Raw genomic sequence first — 15,797 nt, forward strand, 5'->3', positions numbered from 1 at the left:
TCTCCTGACAGGTCTTCTCGACTCCGGAGCGAATTCCTAGTGTCTGCGCAGGAGGTAATAGTGAAGTTTCTTTACTTTGCCGCGGCCGGAACGGCCCTGCTCACGCTGGCCGCCTGCGCGCCCTCGACCGCTCCCGCCTCCGGCGGCGGCGACGAGCGGACGGGGACGCTGCGCGTCTGGCTCTTCGACGAGCCCAACCGGGCCCCCAAGGACAAGGTCGTCAACGAGGCGATCAAGGAGTTCACCGCCGCGCACGCGGACGTCAAGGTCGAGGTCACCTACATCCCCACCACGCCCGCCCGGCACGAGAAGTTCAAGGGCGCCTTCAACGACCCGGCGAGTTCCCCGGACGTCGCCGAGTACGGCAACACCGACCTGGCCGAGTACGCCGCCGCCGGCGGATTCGCCGACCTCACCGCCGACCTGAAGGGCCTGGACCTGGCCCCCGACCTGGTCAGGTCGGCCTCCGTCCAGGGCAAGCAGTACGGCCTGCCGTGGTTCATCGGCATCCGGGCCCTCTACTACCGCACCGACGTCTTCGACGAGCTGGGCCTGAAACCGCCCACGTCCGTCGCCGCCCTGACCGAGACCGCCCGCACGATCCGCAAGAAGAAGCCCGACCTGTACGGCATCGCCGTCGGCGGCGAGTACACCTTCGGCGCCCTGCCCTTCGTCTGGGACGCCGGCGGCGACATCACCTCGCTCGACTCGCCGCAGTCGCGCAAGGGCGTCAAGGCGTACACGGACCTGCTGACCGACGAGATCTGCCCGCCGCAGGCGTGCGTCTCGCTGACCGGCGGCAAGACGGTCGAGCTGTTCGCCGGCGGCAAGGCCGCGATGGGCATACTCGGCAACTTCAGCCGCTCGGCCGTGGACGCCGGCGCGGCGGCCGGCAAGTACGCCGTCGTCCCGCTGCCCGGCGCGGCCGAGGGCTCGATCGCGCCCGCTTTCGCCGGCGGCAACAACCTGGGCGTGCTGAAGAACGCCGGTCACCGCACCCTGGCCGCGGACTTCGTCAAGCTCCTGGGCGGCAAGGCGTACCAGGCCAAGATGTACGACGCGATGGGCAACCTGCCGACGCTCACCTCGGCCCGCGACGAGCTGGCGGCCAAGGACCCGTTCGTCAAGCCGTTCCTGGACACGGTGGCCAAGGGCACCCGGTTCGTGCCGGTCGACCCCGCCTGGGTGAAGATCGACAACGGCAAGGTCATCCCCACGATGCTGCAGAAGGTCGCGACCGGTCAGTCCACCGTCGAGCAGGCCACCACCGAGGCGGCCGCGGCCGTCAAGACCGCCTTCGGCCGCTCGTGAGCCGAGGTGCGACCGTCCGCCGCGGGCGCCCCTGGCTCTACCTGCTGCCCGCGGCGGCCGTGCTGGTCCCCATGTTCGGCTACCCGGTCTACATGCTGGGCCTGCTGTCGGTCTTCGACTACCGGCAGGCGCAGGTCAGCGGCGGGCAGCCGAGCACGTTCGTCGGGTTCGGCAACTACGCCGCGCTGCTCGGCGACCGGCGGTTCTGGGAGGTGCTGGCGCAGACCGTGGGGTTCGCGGCGGCGCTGGTCGTCGCGACGCTGGCGGTCGGCGCGGCCCTGGCCGTGCTGCTGACCAGGACCGGGCCGCTGCCGAGGGCGGCCCTGTCGCTGGCCGCGCTCGGCGCGTGGGCGGCCCCCGCGATGACCGGCTCCACCGTGTGGATGTTCCTGTTCGACGCCGACCTCGGCCTGGTCAACCAGGTGCTCGGGATCGACGGGTTCAACTGGTTCTACGACCGGTGGGTCACCTTCGGCGTGGTCGGCGCGACGGTCGTGTGGCACTCGTTCCCGCTGGTGATGATCACCCTCTTCGCGGGCATCCGGGCCATCCCCGCCTCGGTGCTGGAGGCGGCCGCGCTCGACGGCGCCTCGGCCTGGCAGGGGTTCTGGCGGATCATCGTGCCGATGTTGCGGCCGCTGGTCACGATCGTGGTCATCCAGTCGGTCATCTGGGACTTCAAGCTCTTCACCCAGATCTACGTGATGACCAACGGCGGCGGCGTGGCCGGGCAGAACACCGTGCTCAACGTCTACGCCTACCAGATCGCCTTCGGCTCCTCCGAGTACGGGCTCGGCTCGGCCGTCGCGGTCGTCATGACGCTGATCCTGCTGGTGATCACCCTGTTCTACATCCGGGCGCTGCGGCGCAGTGGGGAACGCCTGTGAACCGACGACGTCTTCTGCCCAACGCGGTCGCGCTGGTGGTCGCCCTGCTCACCGCGTTCCCGCTCTACTGGATGGTCCTGTCGGCGCTCAAGCCCGCCGGGGAGATCCAGTCGCTGGAGGTCAGGCCCTGGACGTCCCACCCGACGCTGGACAACTTCGTCCGGGTGCTGACCGGGGAGAACTTCGCCCGTTACCTGCTCAACAGCGCGATCGTGGCGCTCGTCGTGGTCGTATTGTCGGCCGGGGTCGCCTTCCTCGCGGCGGTGGCCGTGACCAGGTTCGCCTTCCGGTTCAGGACGACCGTGCTGATCATGTTCCTGGTCGCGCAGATGGTGCCGGTCGAGGCGCTGACGATCCCGCTGTTCTTCGTGGTCCGGGACCTGGGCCTGCTCAACACGCTGGCCTCGCTGGTGGTGGTGCAGCTCGCCTTCACGCTGCCGTTCGCGATCTGGATGTTGCGCGGGTTCGTCGCCGGGGTGCCGGAGGCGCTGGAGGAGGCGGCGATGATCGACGGCGCCGGACGCGCGACCGTGCTGTGGCGCATCCTGTTCCCGCTGGTCGCGCCCGGTCTGGTGGCGACCAGCGTGTTCTCCTTCATCACCGCCTGGAACGACTTCGTCTTCGCGCGCACCTTCATCGTCTCGGCCAAGGACAACCAGACCCTGCCCGCGGCGCTGCTCGTCTTCTTCAAGCCCGACGAGAACGACTGGGGCGGGATCATGGCGGCCTCGACGCTGATGACGATCCCGGTGCTGATCTTCTTCGTGGCGGTGCAGCGGCGGCTCGTGTCAGGGCTTGGAGGGGCGGTCAAGGACTGAGACGTCGTGCTTGTCATCGGGGGCGAGGAACTCCAGCAGCAGCCGCGCCTCCCGCTCGACCTCGTCCAGCTCGGCGATCGGCGTCCACTGGTGCACGTTGAGCGTGGAGACGCCCTTGGCCCTGGTCACCGTCCAGTCGCCGGCGGTGACGCCGTCCACCAGGATGATCCGCGGGATCACGTTCGTGCCCATGAACGACCCCTGCATGACGGCCGCGCCCCGGTCGCTGATCACCCGCGAGCGGTCGGCGTGCGACAGGAACAGGTTGTCGAAGTCGTACATCAGCCGCACCGGGGCCGGCACGTCCTCCGCCGGCCGGACGGCCTCCGGCAGGTCGTACAGCGTGCGGCCGGCGGCGTCCCTGAAGCGGACCAGGTCCATGGACTCGACGACCTCGCCCAGCCTGGTCAGGCCCGACCAGGTCTGCGCGTCCTGCACCGAGGCCGGGCCGAAGGCGGCCAGGTAGCGCCGGACCAGCTCGGCGGGCGTCATCGGCGGCACCTCGGCCGGGCCCAGCCACGACTCGGCGGTGGTGTGGGCGACCGGCCCGCTCCTGCCCCACAGCCCGCGCGGCGGCACCTGGACCAGCGGCAGCAGCCAGCGCACGCCCTGGCCGAGCGCGTGCTGGTCGTGCTCCGGCCACCGCTCGGCCAGCGCCCGCCCGAGGTCGGCGAAGGTCATCGGCCGCTCCTCCAGCAGCGCCCGGCCGGTCGCGGCCAGCTCGTCCAGGTCGACGCCCGCCAGCCGCCGGCCGAACGTCGTACGGGTCATGCGCTCGGTGACGGCCTGCAGCAGCGGCCGCATGGCCAGGCAGTCGCGGGCGGTGACCAGGTGGATGGTGGAGCGCTGCAACGCGATCCGCACCAGCTCCCGGCCGGCCAGCAGGCCCGAGACGTCCTCGGGCTTGAGCCCCTCGATGCGGTTCCACAGGCCGACGTACCAGGTGTGGGGGGTCTGCGCCTGGAGGCCGCCGAGCCGCTCGACGACCTCCTGCACGCTGCCGTCGCCGCGGCGCAGCAGCAGTTGCCGGTCGAGCGTGGCCCGGTTGAGCGCGCGCTGGGAGATGAGGGGATCCATGCGGACAAAGGTAGGGGCAATCGCGGTCACTTCCGGACCTCGATGCGCGCTCAGGCGAGCGCGCCGGGGCCCAGCTCGTCCGGCGCGGAGTAGCCGGACAGCGCGAGCGTGATGTCCAGCTCGCCCAGCAGGCAGCGCAGCACGTGCTCGACGCCCGCCTGCCCGCCCAGCGCCAGCCCGTACAGCACGGGACGGCCGACCAGCACGGCCCGCGCGCCCAGCGCGAGCGCCTTGACCACGTCGGCCCCGGTGCGCACGCCCGAGTCGAACAGCACCGTCAGCCGGTCGCCGACCGCCTCGGCGATGCCGGGCAGCGCGTCGAGCGCGGCCAGGGCGCCGTCGACCTGGCGGCCGCCGTGGTTGGACACCACGATCCCGTCGACGCCGTGCTCGGCGGCCAGGCGCGCGTCCTCGGTGCTCATGATGCCCTTGAGCACGATCGGGCCGTCCCAGTGGTCGCGCAGGAACGGCAGGTCGTCCCAGCTCAGGCCCGGGTTGGGGAACATGCCGGCCCAGTGGGCGACCGGGTTCTCGACCCCGGCGAAGTTGGGGTCGCTCAGGTAGTTGGCGATGCCCGTGCCGGCCAGGAACGGCAGGTAGCCGCGGTCGAGGTCGGCCGGACGCCAGCCGAGCAGCGTCGTGTCCAGCGTGACCACCAGCACCGAGTGGCCGGTCGCCGTGGCACGGCGCAGGAAGCTCAGGCACACGTCCCGGTCGGTCGGGTAGTAGAGCTGGTACCAGCGCGGCGCGTCCCCGCCGGCCGCCGCCACCTGCTCGAAGTCGTGGGCGGCGGCCGTCGAGTGCACGTACGGGACGCCGACCGCGGCCGCGGCCCGCACGGTGGCGAGCTCGCCCTCCTCGTGGGCCAGCGTCTGCACCCCCATGGGCGCCACCAGCACCGGCGCCGCCATCCGGGTGCCCAGCACCTCGCACGACAGGTCACGCTGCCGCGCGACGCCGCGCAGCATCCTCGGCACGATCCGGCGCCGCTGGAACGCCTCCAGGTTGGCCCGCGCGGTCGAGCCGCTGCCCGCGCTCGGCACGATGTAGCCCAGCGCCTCGGGCGACAGCACCCGCCCGGCCGCGCTTTCCAGGGCTGACAGGTCGGTGGTCAGCTCCGGCGTGCGGCCTTCGAGCATGCCCGTCAGGTAGATGCCGAGCTGGTGATCGCCTGCGTTCATGGGGCCCATCCAACCAGCCCGCCCGTCCCCGCCGCGACACCCTGATGACGGCGACCACGACGCGGCCCTACGCTGCTTCCCATGCACAAACGCGTGATCGACAACCGCTTCGAGCTGACCGAGAGGCTCGGCGGCGGTGGCATGGGCCTGGTGTGGCGCGCCTGGGACACCGCCCTCCACCGCGAGGTCGCGCTGAAGGAGGTCCGGCCGCCCGATCCCGCGTTCGAGGAGCACGACCCCGAGGCCGCCCGCGAGCTGCGGGCCAGGGTGCTGCGCGAGGCCCGCGCGCTGGCCCGGCTGAACCATCCGCACGTCGCCACCATCCACCACATCGTCGATCCGGGCGGCGACGGCTACCCGTGGATCGTCATGGAGCTGGTCACCGGCGGCTCGCTCGCCGACCGCCTCGCGCGCGGGCCGATGACGCCGTGGGAGACCGCCCGGCTGGGCCGCGAGGTGCTGTCCGCGCTGCGCGCCGCGCACGCCGTCGGCATCCTGCACCGCGACGTCAAGCCCGCCAACGTGCTGCTGCGCGAGGACGGCCGCTCGGTGCTCACCGACTTCGGCATCGCCGCCGTGCGCGAGTCGACCAGCCTGACGGCGACCGGGTCGTTCATCGGCTCGCCCGAGTACATGGCGCCCGAGCGCATCAACGGGCACGAGGGCGACCCCGCCTCCGACCTGTGGTCGCTCGGCATGCTGCTGTACGTGGCCGTCGAGGGCCGCCACCCGCTGCGCAGGAGCACCACGCTGGCGACGCTGGCCGCCGTGCTCAACCAGGAGGTGCCGCCGCCGGAGCGGGCCGGGCCGCTCGGGCCGGTGCTCGGCGCGCTGTTGCGCCGCGACCCGGCCGGACGTCCCGACGCCGAGACCCTCGACCGCATGCTCGCCGCCGCCGCCGACCCCGGCTCGGCCCCGCCCGCCTACCCGCTCCCCGCCCCGGGCCCGTTCCAGCAGGCCCCCTCCTCGCCGGGCCCGTTCCAGCAGGCCCCCTCGTCGCCGGGCCCGTTCCAGCATGGCGCGCCGTCCGGGGCCACGGTGCCGCCCGGGGCGCGGCAGGGGGCCACCGTGCCGCCCGGGGCGCCGCAGCCCTGGGGGCCGCAGCCGTCGTTCTCGCAGCCCGGCACCGTGGCCTCGCGCCGCGCCCGCCGGTCGCCGGTCGCCGCCGTGACGGCCTCCGTGGGCGCGCTGGCGGTGACCGGCGTGCTGGTCTACACGCTGCTGCCCGGCGTGCGCGGCGCGGAGGAGCCGACCCAGCCGGACACGCCGCAGATCACCCCGGTGGAGACCACCGACGTCGAGGAGCCGAAGGCGAGCGAGGAGCCGGAGCCGCAGCCGGAGAACCTGCTCACCGCCGACGGCATCCGCGCCGCGATCAAGGCGCTCAAGCCGGTCATGGGCGGCACCAAGGTCGTCCGGATGGTCGTCTACCCGACGTACGTCTCCGCCGACGCCCCGGTCAAGGGCGACCCGGCCGTCTACGACCGCTACGCCTACCGCGACGGCAGGGCCACCCGCGAGGGCACCGGCTCCACCATCCGCACCCCGGCCGTCGACCTGGCCAAGTACAACTGGGACGCCCTGCCCGGCCTGTTCAAGAAGGCCGAGAGCGTCCTCGGCGTGCGCAAGCCCACCGCGCGCTACCTCATCGTCGATCCGAACTTCGTCTTCACCAGCACCAAGCAGGTGCTGCTCGTCTACCTCAGCGACGCCTACCGCACGGGCTACCTGGTGGCCGACCCCCAGGGCAGGGTGCTCAAGACCTACCCCGCCTCCTGACCGGCCGCCCGGCTCAGCAGCCGCCCTGGTAGCCGCTCTCCGGGATCAGCCGGCTCCACTCGTCCTGGCTGAGCGGCCCGCCCGCGCGGGCGCACACCTCCTGGGCCGTCAGCGCCGGGTCCACCGGGCTCTCGCGGACGCTGCCGTCCGCCGCCACGCCGCGCAGCCTGCGGCCGTCCTGGCTGAAGGCCAGCCCCTCGGCCCACGACCCGACCTGGCCGACCTCGCGCAGCGTGCCGGCGTCCCACAGGGAGGTGCGTTCCGCGTCGATCGCGAGCAGGTCGCCGCCGGGGGAGAAGCGCAGGTCGCGTACGGGGGCCGGGCCGGTCTCGACCGAGCCGGCCCGCTCGCGCCGGCGGACGTCCCACAGCTCGACGCGTCCGCCGCCGAGCCCGATCGCCAGCGTGCGGCCGTCGGGGGAGAAGGCGAGCGCGGTGGGCCGGACGGCGGCCGGGGCGAGCGGGGTGACCTGGCCGGTGCGCAGGTCGAGCAGGTTCGTGCCGGAGGCGAGCGTCGAGCCGTCGGGGCTGAAGGCCATCGCCAGGTCGCCCGCGCCCTCGTAGGCCCTGATCCGGCGGCCGGCGCGCACGTCCCAGGTCTCCAGCAGCCGGCCGCGCGCGGTGGCCAGCGTGTCGCCGCCGGGGGACAGGGCCACGGCAGGCACGTCGCCGCCCGCGTCGATCACCGCCACCCTCCTGCCGCCCGACGCCTCCCAGACGGTGACCGGGTCGCCCGCCACGGCCAGCAGCCTGCCAGCCGCGTCGAACGCCACGTCGCCGGTGGCGGCGATCTCGGCCAGCGGCTTGCGCGCCACCACGTCGGTGAGCCGGATGGCGTTCCCGACGTCCTTGGCCGCCACCCGGCCGTCGCTCGACAGCGCGGCGGTGCGGACGCCGGAGGAGGGCGCGGGCAGGCCGGAGACGTCGAGCGAGACGACCGAGCCCAGGCCGCTCAGGTAGCGCAGGGTGCGGCCGTCGGCGGAGAAGGCCAGGTCGCCGTGCTGATCGCCGCGGAAGCGGTAGGCGCCGGCCAGCCGCCGCTCGGCCACGCTCCACAGGCGCACCTCGTCCCGGCCGGGGAGGGCGAGCAGGCTGCCGTCGGGGCTGAACACGGGCGTGCCGGCGGGGCCGTCCGCCGGCAGCTTCCCGTCGTCCGCGTCTGTCTGCGCGTCCGTCTGCGCGTCCGCCGCGAACGCGGTGGCGGCGGTGCCGGTCGTGGCGTCCTGCGCCGGCTCGGCGCCGGGCCTGAGGAGGGTCACGCCGTCGCGGCCCGCGACGGCCAGGGTGCGGCCGTCGGGGCTGAACGACAGGGGCGGCGCCGACCGGTCCGGCCCGGTCTGCGGCCGGACGGTGAACTCCCGCTCCTTGGCCCGGCCGGTCAGCGACCAGAGCTCGACCCGCCCGTCCAGGTCGGAGACCGCGGCCCGGCTCCCGTCGCGCGACACCGCCACCCGGCGGTCGAGCACGTCGAGCAGCACCTCGGCGCCCCGGTAGACCCGGGTGCGGTTGCCGCTGGTGATCGTGTACGTCCCGGTCGCGGGGGCCCGGCCGGTGGCCACCTCGACGGGCTGACCGCCGGGGCCCTCGGCGTACCGGCCGTCGTCGCTCAGCGCGGCGCTGCCCTCGGGGAGCGTGTGCGCGGCCAGCTGCCGGCCGCCGCGGACGTCCCAGACGGTCAGCGTGCGGTCGCGCCACCTGACCAGCTCGTCGCCGCGCAGCAGGTAGCCGGTCCGCTCGTCGGCCGCGGGGTCGGTGAACACGCCCAGCTCCGGCTGCGCCAGCGAGGCCTGCAACGCCACCCGCGCCTCGAACACCGGCGACATCCGCCAGGCCGCCACGCTCAGCCGCATCGCCGTACGCGGGTCGGAGGAGCGCAGCGCCTCGGCGCGGGCCGCCACGGCCCGCGCGTTGGCCTCCAGGAGGTGCCCGCGCAGCTCGCGCTCCCCGTTGAGCGTGACGGCGGACATCGACACCGCGACGGCCAGGGCGGCGGCCAGGGTCGCCATCGAGGGCCGCAGCAGCCGCCTGCGCTGCTTGGACATGGCCACGCTCGCGCCGATGAAGTCGCGTTCGAGCTGGTTGAGCCGCAGGTGGCGGCGCTTGGCCGCGGCCCAGCCGAGCGCCGTGTCGAGCCGGTCGCCCCGGTAGAGGTAGGTGTGCCCGCGCCGGTGGCGCGACCACCGGTCGGCCGCCAGGCGCAGCTCCCGGTGGACGGCCAGGCCGTCGCGCTCGTCGGCCACCCAGCCGCGCAGGCGTGGCCAGGCCCGGTAGAGCGCGGCGCTGGCCGGCGCCACCCGGTCGTCGCGCACCGCCACGAGCTTGCCGACCGCGGTCTCGGTCGGCGGCACCCGAACGCTGCGGCGTACGAGCAGCCCGGCGTCCATCAGCGGGGCCAGCACGCCGCCCTCGTCGTGGGGGTCGTCGCCGTCCATCAGGCGCAGCAGCAGGCCCGGCACCGCCTCCTGCTGGCGTGGCGTGAGCCCGGCGTAGACGCGCTCGGCCAGCTCGCCGAGCGACCTGTGCCCGGCCAGGCCCGCCGGCGGGCGCAACGCGGCGGGGTCGGCCTCGACCAGCAGCTCGTCCGCCGCGGGGCGGGCGGCGGGGTCCTTGGCCAGCGCCCGCCCGACCAGCTCGCGCAGCCCGTCGGGCAGGGCGCTCAGGTCGGGATCGACGGTCAGCAGCCGGTGCAGCACCGCGCCGAGACTGCGCCCGGAGAACGGATCGCCGCCCGTGGCCGCGTAGAGCACCACGGCCCCCCAGGAGAAGACGTCCGTCGCCGTCTCGTGGCCGCTGCCGGTCAGGATCTCGGGGGCCAGGTACGTGCACGTCGCCCCCAGCGACCCGCCGACCGCCACCCCCATGTCGATCACCTTGGGGCCGCCCGCCGCCAGCAGCACGCTCTCCGGTCGCAGGTCCCGATGGGTGAGCCCGGCCGCGTGCAGCGCGCGGAGCGCCCCGGCCAGCGCGCCCGCCAGCGCCGCCAGCTCCTCGCCCCGGTACGGCCCGTGCCGCTCGACCGCCTGCCGCAGGTCGGGCCCGTCGACGAACTCGCTCACCACGTAGGGGATGCCGTGATCGACCCCGCAGGCGACCACCTCCGCCAGGTGCGGGCAGCTCACCCGCGCGACCGGCTCGACCTCGACCCTGGGCACCTTCACCGCGTAGCGGCGGCCCTCGTCGTCGTAGGCGTCGTAGACCACCCCGCGCGCGCCCGCGCCGAGCCGGGCGGCCAGCCAGAAGCCGCCCAGCCTCTCGGGATCACCAGGCACCAAGCGCATCGTCACTGATGCTTAGATGCGCCGGACCGGCCGTTGGTTGTCGGTGAACGACCACAGGTCCCCCGCGCGCCTCGGGGGACCCATGCGTCATGATCATTATGCCAGGCTTCTGGATCTTGACTGCCACTCCGGCCGCAGCACCGACATCGTCACGGAGTCGTGCCACTCGCCCTCCCACAGCAGGGTGTCGCGCTGCACGCCCTCCTCCACGAACCCGATCCTCTTGTAGACGTGCCGCGCCCGGTCGTTGAAGGCGAAGACGCCGAGGCCGATGCGGTGCAGCGGCGTGGTGGCGAAGGCGTGGTCGAGGACCAGCTCGATCGCCTCGGTGCCGTAGCCCCTGCCGAAGACCCGGGCGCCGATCAGCGCGATGCGCAGGTTGCACGACAGGTTGTGCCGGTCGAGCTCGTTGAGCACGACCTCGCCGACGTACTCGTCGCCGGCCATGATGGCCAGGTCGAGCCGGTCGGCGTGCTCGCCCCTCGTGCTGTACCACTGGCGGGCCACCTCGTGGTCGACCTCGCCGTGCGAGCCCGTCAGCCGCTGCACCTCCGGATCGCTGATCAACGTGATCAGGCCCTCGACGTGCTCGGGGCCGACGGGGAGCAACCTGACGCGCTCACCCGTCAAAGTGGGTTTCTCGGCGAACATCCCCTCTGGGTATCAGTCCTGCTCATCGGCGGGCAAACCCATTTTCCGCAGGGCCGCGTCGCGCACCTCCTCGGGGGTCAGCACGCCGACGTCGCACGTCAGGTCCGCCACCTGCCGGAAGTAGTCCTCGCGCCGGGCCCGCATCGCGGCCGGCTGGAACTCGGGACGGTGCGCGCCCGAGCTCATGCGCCGGGCCAGGACGGCGTCGGCGGCGTCCACCCAGACCACGAACGCCTCGCGCAGCGCCTCGCGCACCCGGGGGTCCTCCACGGTGCTGGCCGCCGCCGCGATCACCTTCGGCTCGCCCGCCAGCGCCGCCAGCACGTGCTCGGCCTCGTACCGGTGCAGCGCCTCGGCCCCTTCGCGGACGGCGATCTGCGCCGCCGTGCCGCCGTGCTCCTTCTCCAGGAACGGGTCGCTGTCCGTGAACGGCATCCCCAGCGCGGTGGCGAGGAGGCGGCCCGCGGTCGTCTTACCCGATCCCATCAGCCCGATCACCACGACTGGTTTGTTTTTCGACATGTGGATAGAGGTTCCTTCGTGTCAAGGAGGTAAATCTGATGACCATCGCCGGAAGCATCATCCTCATCATGCTCGGTGCGATCCTCACGTGGGCCGTCGAGTTCGACCTCGCCGGCCTCGACATCAACGTCGTCGGCGTCATCCTCATGCTCGGTGGCCTGGCGGGGCTGCTGTTCGGCATCTACCGGATCAGCGTCACCCGCAGGGCGGTCGGCCCGATCGACGAGCCGGTTCACCGGCACGAGATCTACGAGGAGCCGGAGACCCGCAGGACCACGGTGTACGAGGAGCGCCGCCACTACGACGAGCCGCCGCTGTAGGAGGTGAATCGACATGCCAGCCGTTGACGAGCTGCCGTCGACCATCAAGCGTTCGCCGAAGAAGGCACAGAACACGTGGATCAAGGCGCACGACTCCGCCGTGAAGGAGTACGGAGAGGGGCGGCGAGCGCACATGACCGCGTTCGCCGCACTCAAGCACTCCTTCGAGAAGGTCGGAGACCACTGGGAGCCCAAGGGGCAGAAGGGACCGTCCGACAAGGGCGCGACCGACCGCTCCGGCAGGACCGACGAGGGCGTGGACGCCAACGCCAGCAAGGAGCACTTGCAGGGCGTGGCGTCCAGGCTCGGGGTGCGCGGCCGATCCAGGATGACCAAGAAGGAGCTGGTGGACGCCATCAAGAAGGCCAACAGGAAGGCCACGGCGAAAGCCCGCTAGTTCCTTCACAACAACCGCTTGACCGCCTCGGCAATCGCGTGGCGGTCTATGCGGGCGTCCGCGAGCTGTTCCTCAGGCGTCGCCGACCCGGGCAACCCGGTCACGGCGAGCTTCACCACCCGCGGGCCGAGCTCGCTGACGGCGTCCAGCACGGCGTCGCCGAGCCCGCCCTCCGGCCGGTGATCCTCGACCGTGATCAGGTTGCCCGTCGTCGTGGCGGCCTCCACCAGCACCGCCGCGTCCACCGGCTTGACCGAGTACAGGTCGATCACGCCGACCGGCATGCCGGCCGCCGCCAGCTCGTCGGCCGCGGCCAGCGCCTCGTGCACCGTGATCCCGGCCGCCACGATCGTGGCCCGGTCGTCGGGCGAGCGCCGCAGCACCCGCGAGCCGCCCACCGGGAAACGTTCGCCGGGCGGGTAGATGACCGGCGTCTCGCCGCGGGTGGTGCGCAGGTAGGACACCCCTGACACGTCCGCCAGCTCGACGGTCAGCGCCGCCGCCTGGTTGGCGTCGCACGGGTACAGCACCGTGCTGCCGTACACGGCCCGCATCATGGCCAGGTCCTCCAGGCCCATCTGCGAGGGGCCGTCCTCGCCGATCGAGACGCCGGCGTGCGAGCCGACCAGCCGGATCGACGCCTGGCTCACGCCGGCCATCCTGATGAAGTCGTGCGCCCTGGTCAGGAACGCCGCGAAGGTGGCCGCGTACGGGGTCCAGCCGCGCACCGACAGGCCGACGGCCGCCGCCACCAGCTGCTGCTCGGCGATGTACATCTCGAAGAAGCGCTCGGGGAACGCCTGGCCGAACTCCTCGGTCTTGGTGGAGTCGGCCACCTCGCCGTCCAGCGCCACCACGTCGCCGCGGGCCGCGCCGAGCGCCGTCAGCGCCGCGCCGAACGCCGCCCTGGTCGCCGTCTTCGAGCCGACCTCGTACTCCGGCAACGTCGCCGGGCGCGGGTCGAAGTGGAACGGCTCGGCCTCGCCCTCCGGACGGTGCACGTCCACATGGACGCTGCGCGGCCCGCCCAGCTCGTCGATGGCCTTGTCGGGGTCCTTGAGCGCCTTGCCGTGCGCGCCCTCCCGGTTCTCGACCTCGACGACCCCCTCGCCCTTGCGCGTCTTGGCCAGGATCACGGTGGGACGCCGGCGGGTGTTGCAGGCGTCGCCCAGCGCGAAGTCGATCTGGCCGGGGTCGTGGCCGTCGATCTCGATCGTGTGCCAGCCGAAGGCGCCGAACCGGCGCGCGTACGCCCCCGTGTCCCATCCGTGCCGGGTCGGGCCGCGTTGCCCCAGCCGGTTCACGTCCACGATCACGACCAGGTTGGCCAGCCCCTCGGCCCCGGCGTGCTCGGCCGCCTCCCAGATGGACCCCTCGGCCAGCTCACTGTCACCGCACAGCACCCACACCCGGTACGGCAGCCGTTCCAGCCGTCCCGCCATGGCCACGCCCACGCCCACCGGCAGTCCCTGACCGAGCGAGCCGGTCGCGACGTCCACCCAGGGCAGCCGGGGGGTGGGGTGCCCCTCCAGCCGGCTTCCCCGGCGCCGGAACGACAGCAGCTCCTCGTCGTCGATGACCTTCGCCGCCTTGTAGAGCGAGTAGAGAAGGGGGGAGGCGTGGCCCTTGGAGAAGATCAGGTGGTCGTTGCCGGGGTTGTCGGGGCGGTCGAAGTCGTACCTGAGGTGACAGGCGAACAGCACGGCCATCAGGTCCGCCGCCGACATCGACGAGGTGGGGTGCCCGGAACCGGCCGCCGCGGCGGCGCGTACGGAGTCGACGCGCAGCTGCGCGGCCAGTTCGGTCAAGTACTGGAGATCGCGTTCAGGCATCAAGACCCTCCTCGTGAGTTTCACGCCGCCTACCCCCTGGGCGGCGCTTAACTCGGGCCTGACGTCACCTGACCCCATTTGTCGGCAGTTGAAACCTCCCGCGCGTGGGCGGTCCGCGGCCGGTGTCAGGCGTCGAAGCGGCGGCGGGCGGCCTCGATGTCGCCGAGGTGACGCTGCGTCCACGCGCACATCGCGTCGACCGTCGCGCGCAGGGCCCGTCCCGGCTCGGTGAGGGTGTACTCCACCCGCGGCGGCACGGTGGGATACACGGTCCGCTCGACCAGCCCGTTGCGCTCCAGCATGCGCAGATTCTGGGTGAGCATCTTGTGGCTGATGCCCTCCACCTGGTCGCGCAGCTCGCCGAACCGCAGGGTGCCCTCGCCGATGGCCTCGATGATCAGGAACGCCCACTTGTTGGCGACGTCCGTGAAGATCTCCCGCGCCAGGGAGTCGGCCCGCCTCAGGTCCGCCTCGCCGGCCGAGCCCTTGAACTGCTTGGTCACCATGAGGTTCCCCAGTCACTGAAAAGTGCGTTCTTCCACGTCAGCGGACACTCTCCTACAGTTCCCCAGTAACCACAAGAGAGTCTTGGGCGGCCGCACGCATCCCGGCCGCCCCCGTCAGGAGGCCCACACCATGCCCGTCACCCTGCTGAACTCCGAGGGCCTGCCCGAGATCGACGTCTACCACCAGACGGCGGTCGCGTCGGGCACGAGGCTGGTCTTCGTCGCCGGCCAGGTCTCCTGGGACGCCGAGGGCGCCACCGTCGGCGCGGGCGACCTCGCCGCGCAGGTCGAACAGTGCTACCTCAACGTCGCCACCGCCGTCGCGGGGGCCGGCGGGTCGTTCGACGACGTGGCGAAACTGACCGTCCACGTCGTGGACTGGACCCCCGACAAGATGCCCGCGCTCCTGGACGGCATCTCCCGGGCGAAGGCGAAACTGGGCACGACGGCGACCCCACCGGCAACCCTGCTCGGCGTGGCGGCCCTGTCCGTCCCGGCCCACCTGGTCGAGGTCGAAGCCACCGCGATCCTCCCGTAAGGGAACGCGCGCTGTACTGAGCCCAACTGAGAAACGTCGTTGAAAACCCACTTCTCAGTTGTGCTCTGCGGGCCGGCAGGTCGAACCCTCGTCCCCCGGCGGGGGCGCCAACGGTGGCGAACAGTAGTGTCTGAGTCATGCCTGACGTGATCACGGTTCAGCCCGCGCAACCCGGTGACGGGGACGTCCTCGGCGAGATTCACGCCCTGTCCTGGGGTGTCTCGCACGGCCCGCTGTGCGCGCCGAAGGTCGCCGCGGCCGGGATCGAGGAGCGGCGCGGCAAGTGGCACGGCATCCTGGCCGAGGGCGGGGACTCGATCCTCCTGGCGCGCCTCAACGAGCGGCCCGGGGCCTTCGCCCGGTTCGGGGCCTCCACCTCCCGTCCCGGCTCCGCGGAGATCTATACCTTCTTCGCCCATCCGGACGTCTGGGGCAGCGGCATCGCCGGCGTTCTGCTGACGGCCGTCCTGGACGCGGCACGCGACGCCGGGTACGACGACGTGCACCTGTGGACGATCCGGGACTCCGCCCAGGCCTGTCGTTTCTACGCCAAGAACGGCTTCACCGAGACCGGCAGGACGCACGACCACGAGTTCGAGGAGGGGCCCGCGCTGGCCTTGATCGAGCTGGAACGAGCCTTGCCGGGACGCTGAGCCCAACTGTCTTGATCGGTTCGGGCGGCCGTCTGAAGCCGAGAGCTG

15 protein-coding genes are annotated in these 15,797 nt (G+C 72.7%); 8 read left to right on the forward strand and 7 right to left on the reverse strand.

The window, feature by feature from the left end; genetic code table 11:
- Positions 1 to 60: 60 nt before the first annotated feature.
- The 3 genes from ACFYYW_RS35530 to ACFYYW_RS35540 are packed head-to-tail and all read left to right on the forward strand — an operon-like array spanning position 61 to position 3,016.
- Complete coding sequence (locus ACFYYW_RS35530; protein ID WP_387655480.1) at positions 61 to 1,311, forward strand: extracellular solute-binding protein; 1,251 nt, start codon at positions 61 to 63, stop codon at positions 1,309 to 1,311.
- Complete coding sequence (locus ACFYYW_RS35535; RefSeq protein ID WP_364412564.1) at positions 1,308 to 2,198, forward strand: sugar ABC transporter permease; 891 nt, start codon at positions 1,308 to 1,310, stop codon at positions 2,196 to 2,198. The genes ACFYYW_RS35530 and ACFYYW_RS35535 overlap by 4 nt, the downstream gene beginning before the upstream one ends.
- Positions 2,195 to 3,016, forward strand: coding sequence for a carbohydrate ABC transporter permease (locus ACFYYW_RS35540; protein ID WP_387655483.1), 822 nt, complete (start codon positions 2,195 to 2,197; stop codon positions 3,014 to 3,016). The genes ACFYYW_RS35535 and ACFYYW_RS35540 overlap by 4 nt, the downstream gene beginning before the upstream one ends.
- Here ACFYYW_RS35540 and ACFYYW_RS35545 read toward each other — a convergent pair.
- Positions 2,987 to 4,093, reverse strand: coding sequence for a winged helix DNA-binding domain-containing protein (locus ACFYYW_RS35545; RefSeq protein ID WP_387655486.1), 1,107 nt, complete (start codon positions 4,091 to 4,093; stop codon positions 2,987 to 2,989). The genes ACFYYW_RS35540 and ACFYYW_RS35545 overlap by 30 nt on opposite strands.
- 50 nt (positions 4,094 to 4,143) lie before the next feature.
- Complete coding sequence (locus ACFYYW_RS35550; RefSeq protein WP_387655489.1) at positions 4,144 to 5,274, reverse strand: alpha-hydroxy-acid oxidizing protein; 1,131 nt, start codon at positions 5,272 to 5,274, stop codon at positions 4,144 to 4,146.
- 81 nt (positions 5,275 to 5,355) lie between these two features.
- Here ACFYYW_RS35550 and ACFYYW_RS35555 point away from each other — a divergent pair, with 81 nt between their 5' ends.
- Complete coding sequence (locus tag ACFYYW_RS35555; protein WP_387655492.1) at positions 5,356 to 7,053, forward strand: protein kinase; 1,698 nt, start codon at positions 5,356 to 5,358, stop codon at positions 7,051 to 7,053.
- Positions 7,054 to 7,066: 13 nt separating this feature from the next.
- Here the strand turns inward: ACFYYW_RS35555 and ACFYYW_RS35560 are convergent, their stop codons facing one another.
- From ACFYYW_RS35560 to ACFYYW_RS35570, 3 genes are all read right to left on the reverse strand, one after another.
- A complete protein-coding gene (locus ACFYYW_RS35560; RefSeq protein WP_387655494.1) occupies positions 7,067 to 10,330 on the reverse strand; it encodes a protein kinase in 3,264 nt (1,087 codons plus the stop codon).
- Positions 10,331 to 10,426: 96 nt separating this feature from the next.
- The gene (locus ACFYYW_RS35565) at positions 10,427 to 10,981 is read right to left on the reverse strand and encodes a GNAT family protein (protein ID WP_352319509.1); all 555 of its coding nucleotides are present in this window, start codon (positions 10,979 to 10,981) and stop codon (positions 10,427 to 10,429) included.
- Positions 10,982 to 10,993: 12 nt separating this feature from the next.
- A complete protein-coding gene (locus ACFYYW_RS35570) occupies positions 10,994 to 11,503 on the reverse strand; it encodes a shikimate kinase (RefSeq protein WP_387655496.1) in 510 nt (169 codons plus the stop codon).
- A gap of 38 nt (positions 11,504 to 11,541) precedes the next feature.
- On the opposite strand from ACFYYW_RS35570, the gene ACFYYW_RS35575 reads away from it, so the two are divergent.
- Positions 11,542 to 11,823: a hypothetical protein gene (locus ACFYYW_RS35575; protein ID WP_352319513.1), complete on the forward strand. Its 282-nt coding sequence runs from the start codon at positions 11,542 to 11,544 to the stop codon at positions 11,821 to 11,823.
- Positions 11,824 to 11,836: 13 nt separating this feature from the next.
- Positions 11,837 to 12,220 carry a ChaB family protein gene (locus tag ACFYYW_RS35580; protein WP_352319515.1) on the forward strand — a complete coding sequence of 128 codons (384 nt, stop codon included), beginning with the start codon at positions 11,837 to 11,839 and terminating at the stop codon, positions 12,218 to 12,220.
- Between the two features lie 5 nt (positions 12,221 to 12,225).
- On the opposite strand, the gene ACFYYW_RS35585 is transcribed toward ACFYYW_RS35580, so the two are convergent.
- Positions 12,226 to 14,052: a transketolase gene (locus ACFYYW_RS35585; protein WP_387655500.1), complete on the reverse strand. Its 1,827-nt coding sequence runs from the start codon at positions 14,050 to 14,052 to the stop codon at positions 12,226 to 12,228.
- A gap of 125 nt (positions 14,053 to 14,177) precedes the next feature.
- Positions 14,178 to 14,558, reverse strand: coding sequence for a helix-turn-helix domain-containing protein (locus ACFYYW_RS35590; protein ID WP_352319519.1), 381 nt, complete (start codon positions 14,556 to 14,558; stop codon positions 14,178 to 14,180).
- Between the two features lie 130 nt (positions 14,559 to 14,688).
- Here ACFYYW_RS35590 and ACFYYW_RS35595 point away from each other — a divergent pair, with 130 nt between their 5' ends.
- Together ACFYYW_RS35595 and ACFYYW_RS35600 are read left to right on the forward strand one after the other, a co-directional pair.
- Positions 14,689 to 15,096: a RidA family protein gene (locus ACFYYW_RS35595; RefSeq protein ID WP_387655504.1), complete on the forward strand. Its 408-nt coding sequence runs from the start codon at positions 14,689 to 14,691 to the stop codon at positions 15,094 to 15,096.
- A gap of 137 nt (positions 15,097 to 15,233) precedes the next feature.
- Entirely contained in the window at positions 15,234 to 15,749 is a 516-nt protein-coding gene (locus ACFYYW_RS35600; protein ID WP_387655507.1) for a GNAT family N-acetyltransferase, read from the forward strand.
- Positions 15,750 to 15,797 lie beyond the last annotated feature (48 nt).

The organism is Nonomuraea sp. NPDC001831, from assembly GCF_042892035.1.
Lineage (GTDB): Bacteria > Actinomycetota > Actinomycetes > Streptosporangiales > Streptosporangiaceae > Nonomuraea.

Coding starts and splice junctions, on each gene's coding strand:
- ACFYYW_RS35585 (WP_387655500.1), bottom strand. CDS start 14,052: ATGCCTGAACGCGATCTCCAGTACTTGACCGAACTGGCCGCGCAGCTG.
- ACFYYW_RS35570 (WP_387655496.1), bottom strand. CDS start 11,503: ATGTCGAAAAACAAACCAGTCGTGGTGATCGGGCTGATGGGATCGGGT.
- ACFYYW_RS35595 (WP_387655504.1), top strand. CDS start 14,689: ATGCCCGTCACCCTGCTGAACTCCGAGGGCCTGCCCGAGATCGACGTC.
- ACFYYW_RS35580 (WP_352319515.1), top strand. CDS start 11,837: ATGCCAGCCGTTGACGAGCTGCCGTCGACCATCAAGCGTTCGCCGAAG.
- ACFYYW_RS35590 (WP_352319519.1), bottom strand. CDS start 14,558: ATGGTGACCAAGCAGTTCAAGGGCTCGGCCGGCGAGGCGGACCTGAGG.
- ACFYYW_RS35565 (WP_352319509.1), bottom strand. CDS start 10,981: ATGTTCGCCGAGAAACCCACTTTGACGGGTGAGCGCGTCAGGTTGCTC.
- ACFYYW_RS35550 (WP_387655489.1), bottom strand. CDS start 5,274: ATGAACGCAGGCGATCACCAGCTCGGCATCTACCTGACGGGCATGCTC.
- ACFYYW_RS35600 (WP_387655507.1), top strand. CDS start 15,234: ATGCCTGACGTGATCACGGTTCAGCCCGCGCAACCCGGTGACGGGGAC.
- ACFYYW_RS35545 (WP_387655486.1), bottom strand. CDS start 4,093: ATGGATCCCCTCATCTCCCAGCGCGCGCTCAACCGGGCCACGCTCGAC.
- ACFYYW_RS35560 (WP_387655494.1), bottom strand. CDS start 10,330: ATGCGCTTGGTGCCTGGTGATCCCGAGAGGCTGGGCGGCTTCTGGCTG.
- ACFYYW_RS35555 (WP_387655492.1), top strand. CDS start 5,356: ATGCACAAACGCGTGATCGACAACCGCTTCGAGCTGACCGAGAGGCTC.
- ACFYYW_RS35575 (WP_352319513.1), top strand. CDS start 11,542: ATGACCATCGCCGGAAGCATCATCCTCATCATGCTCGGTGCGATCCTC.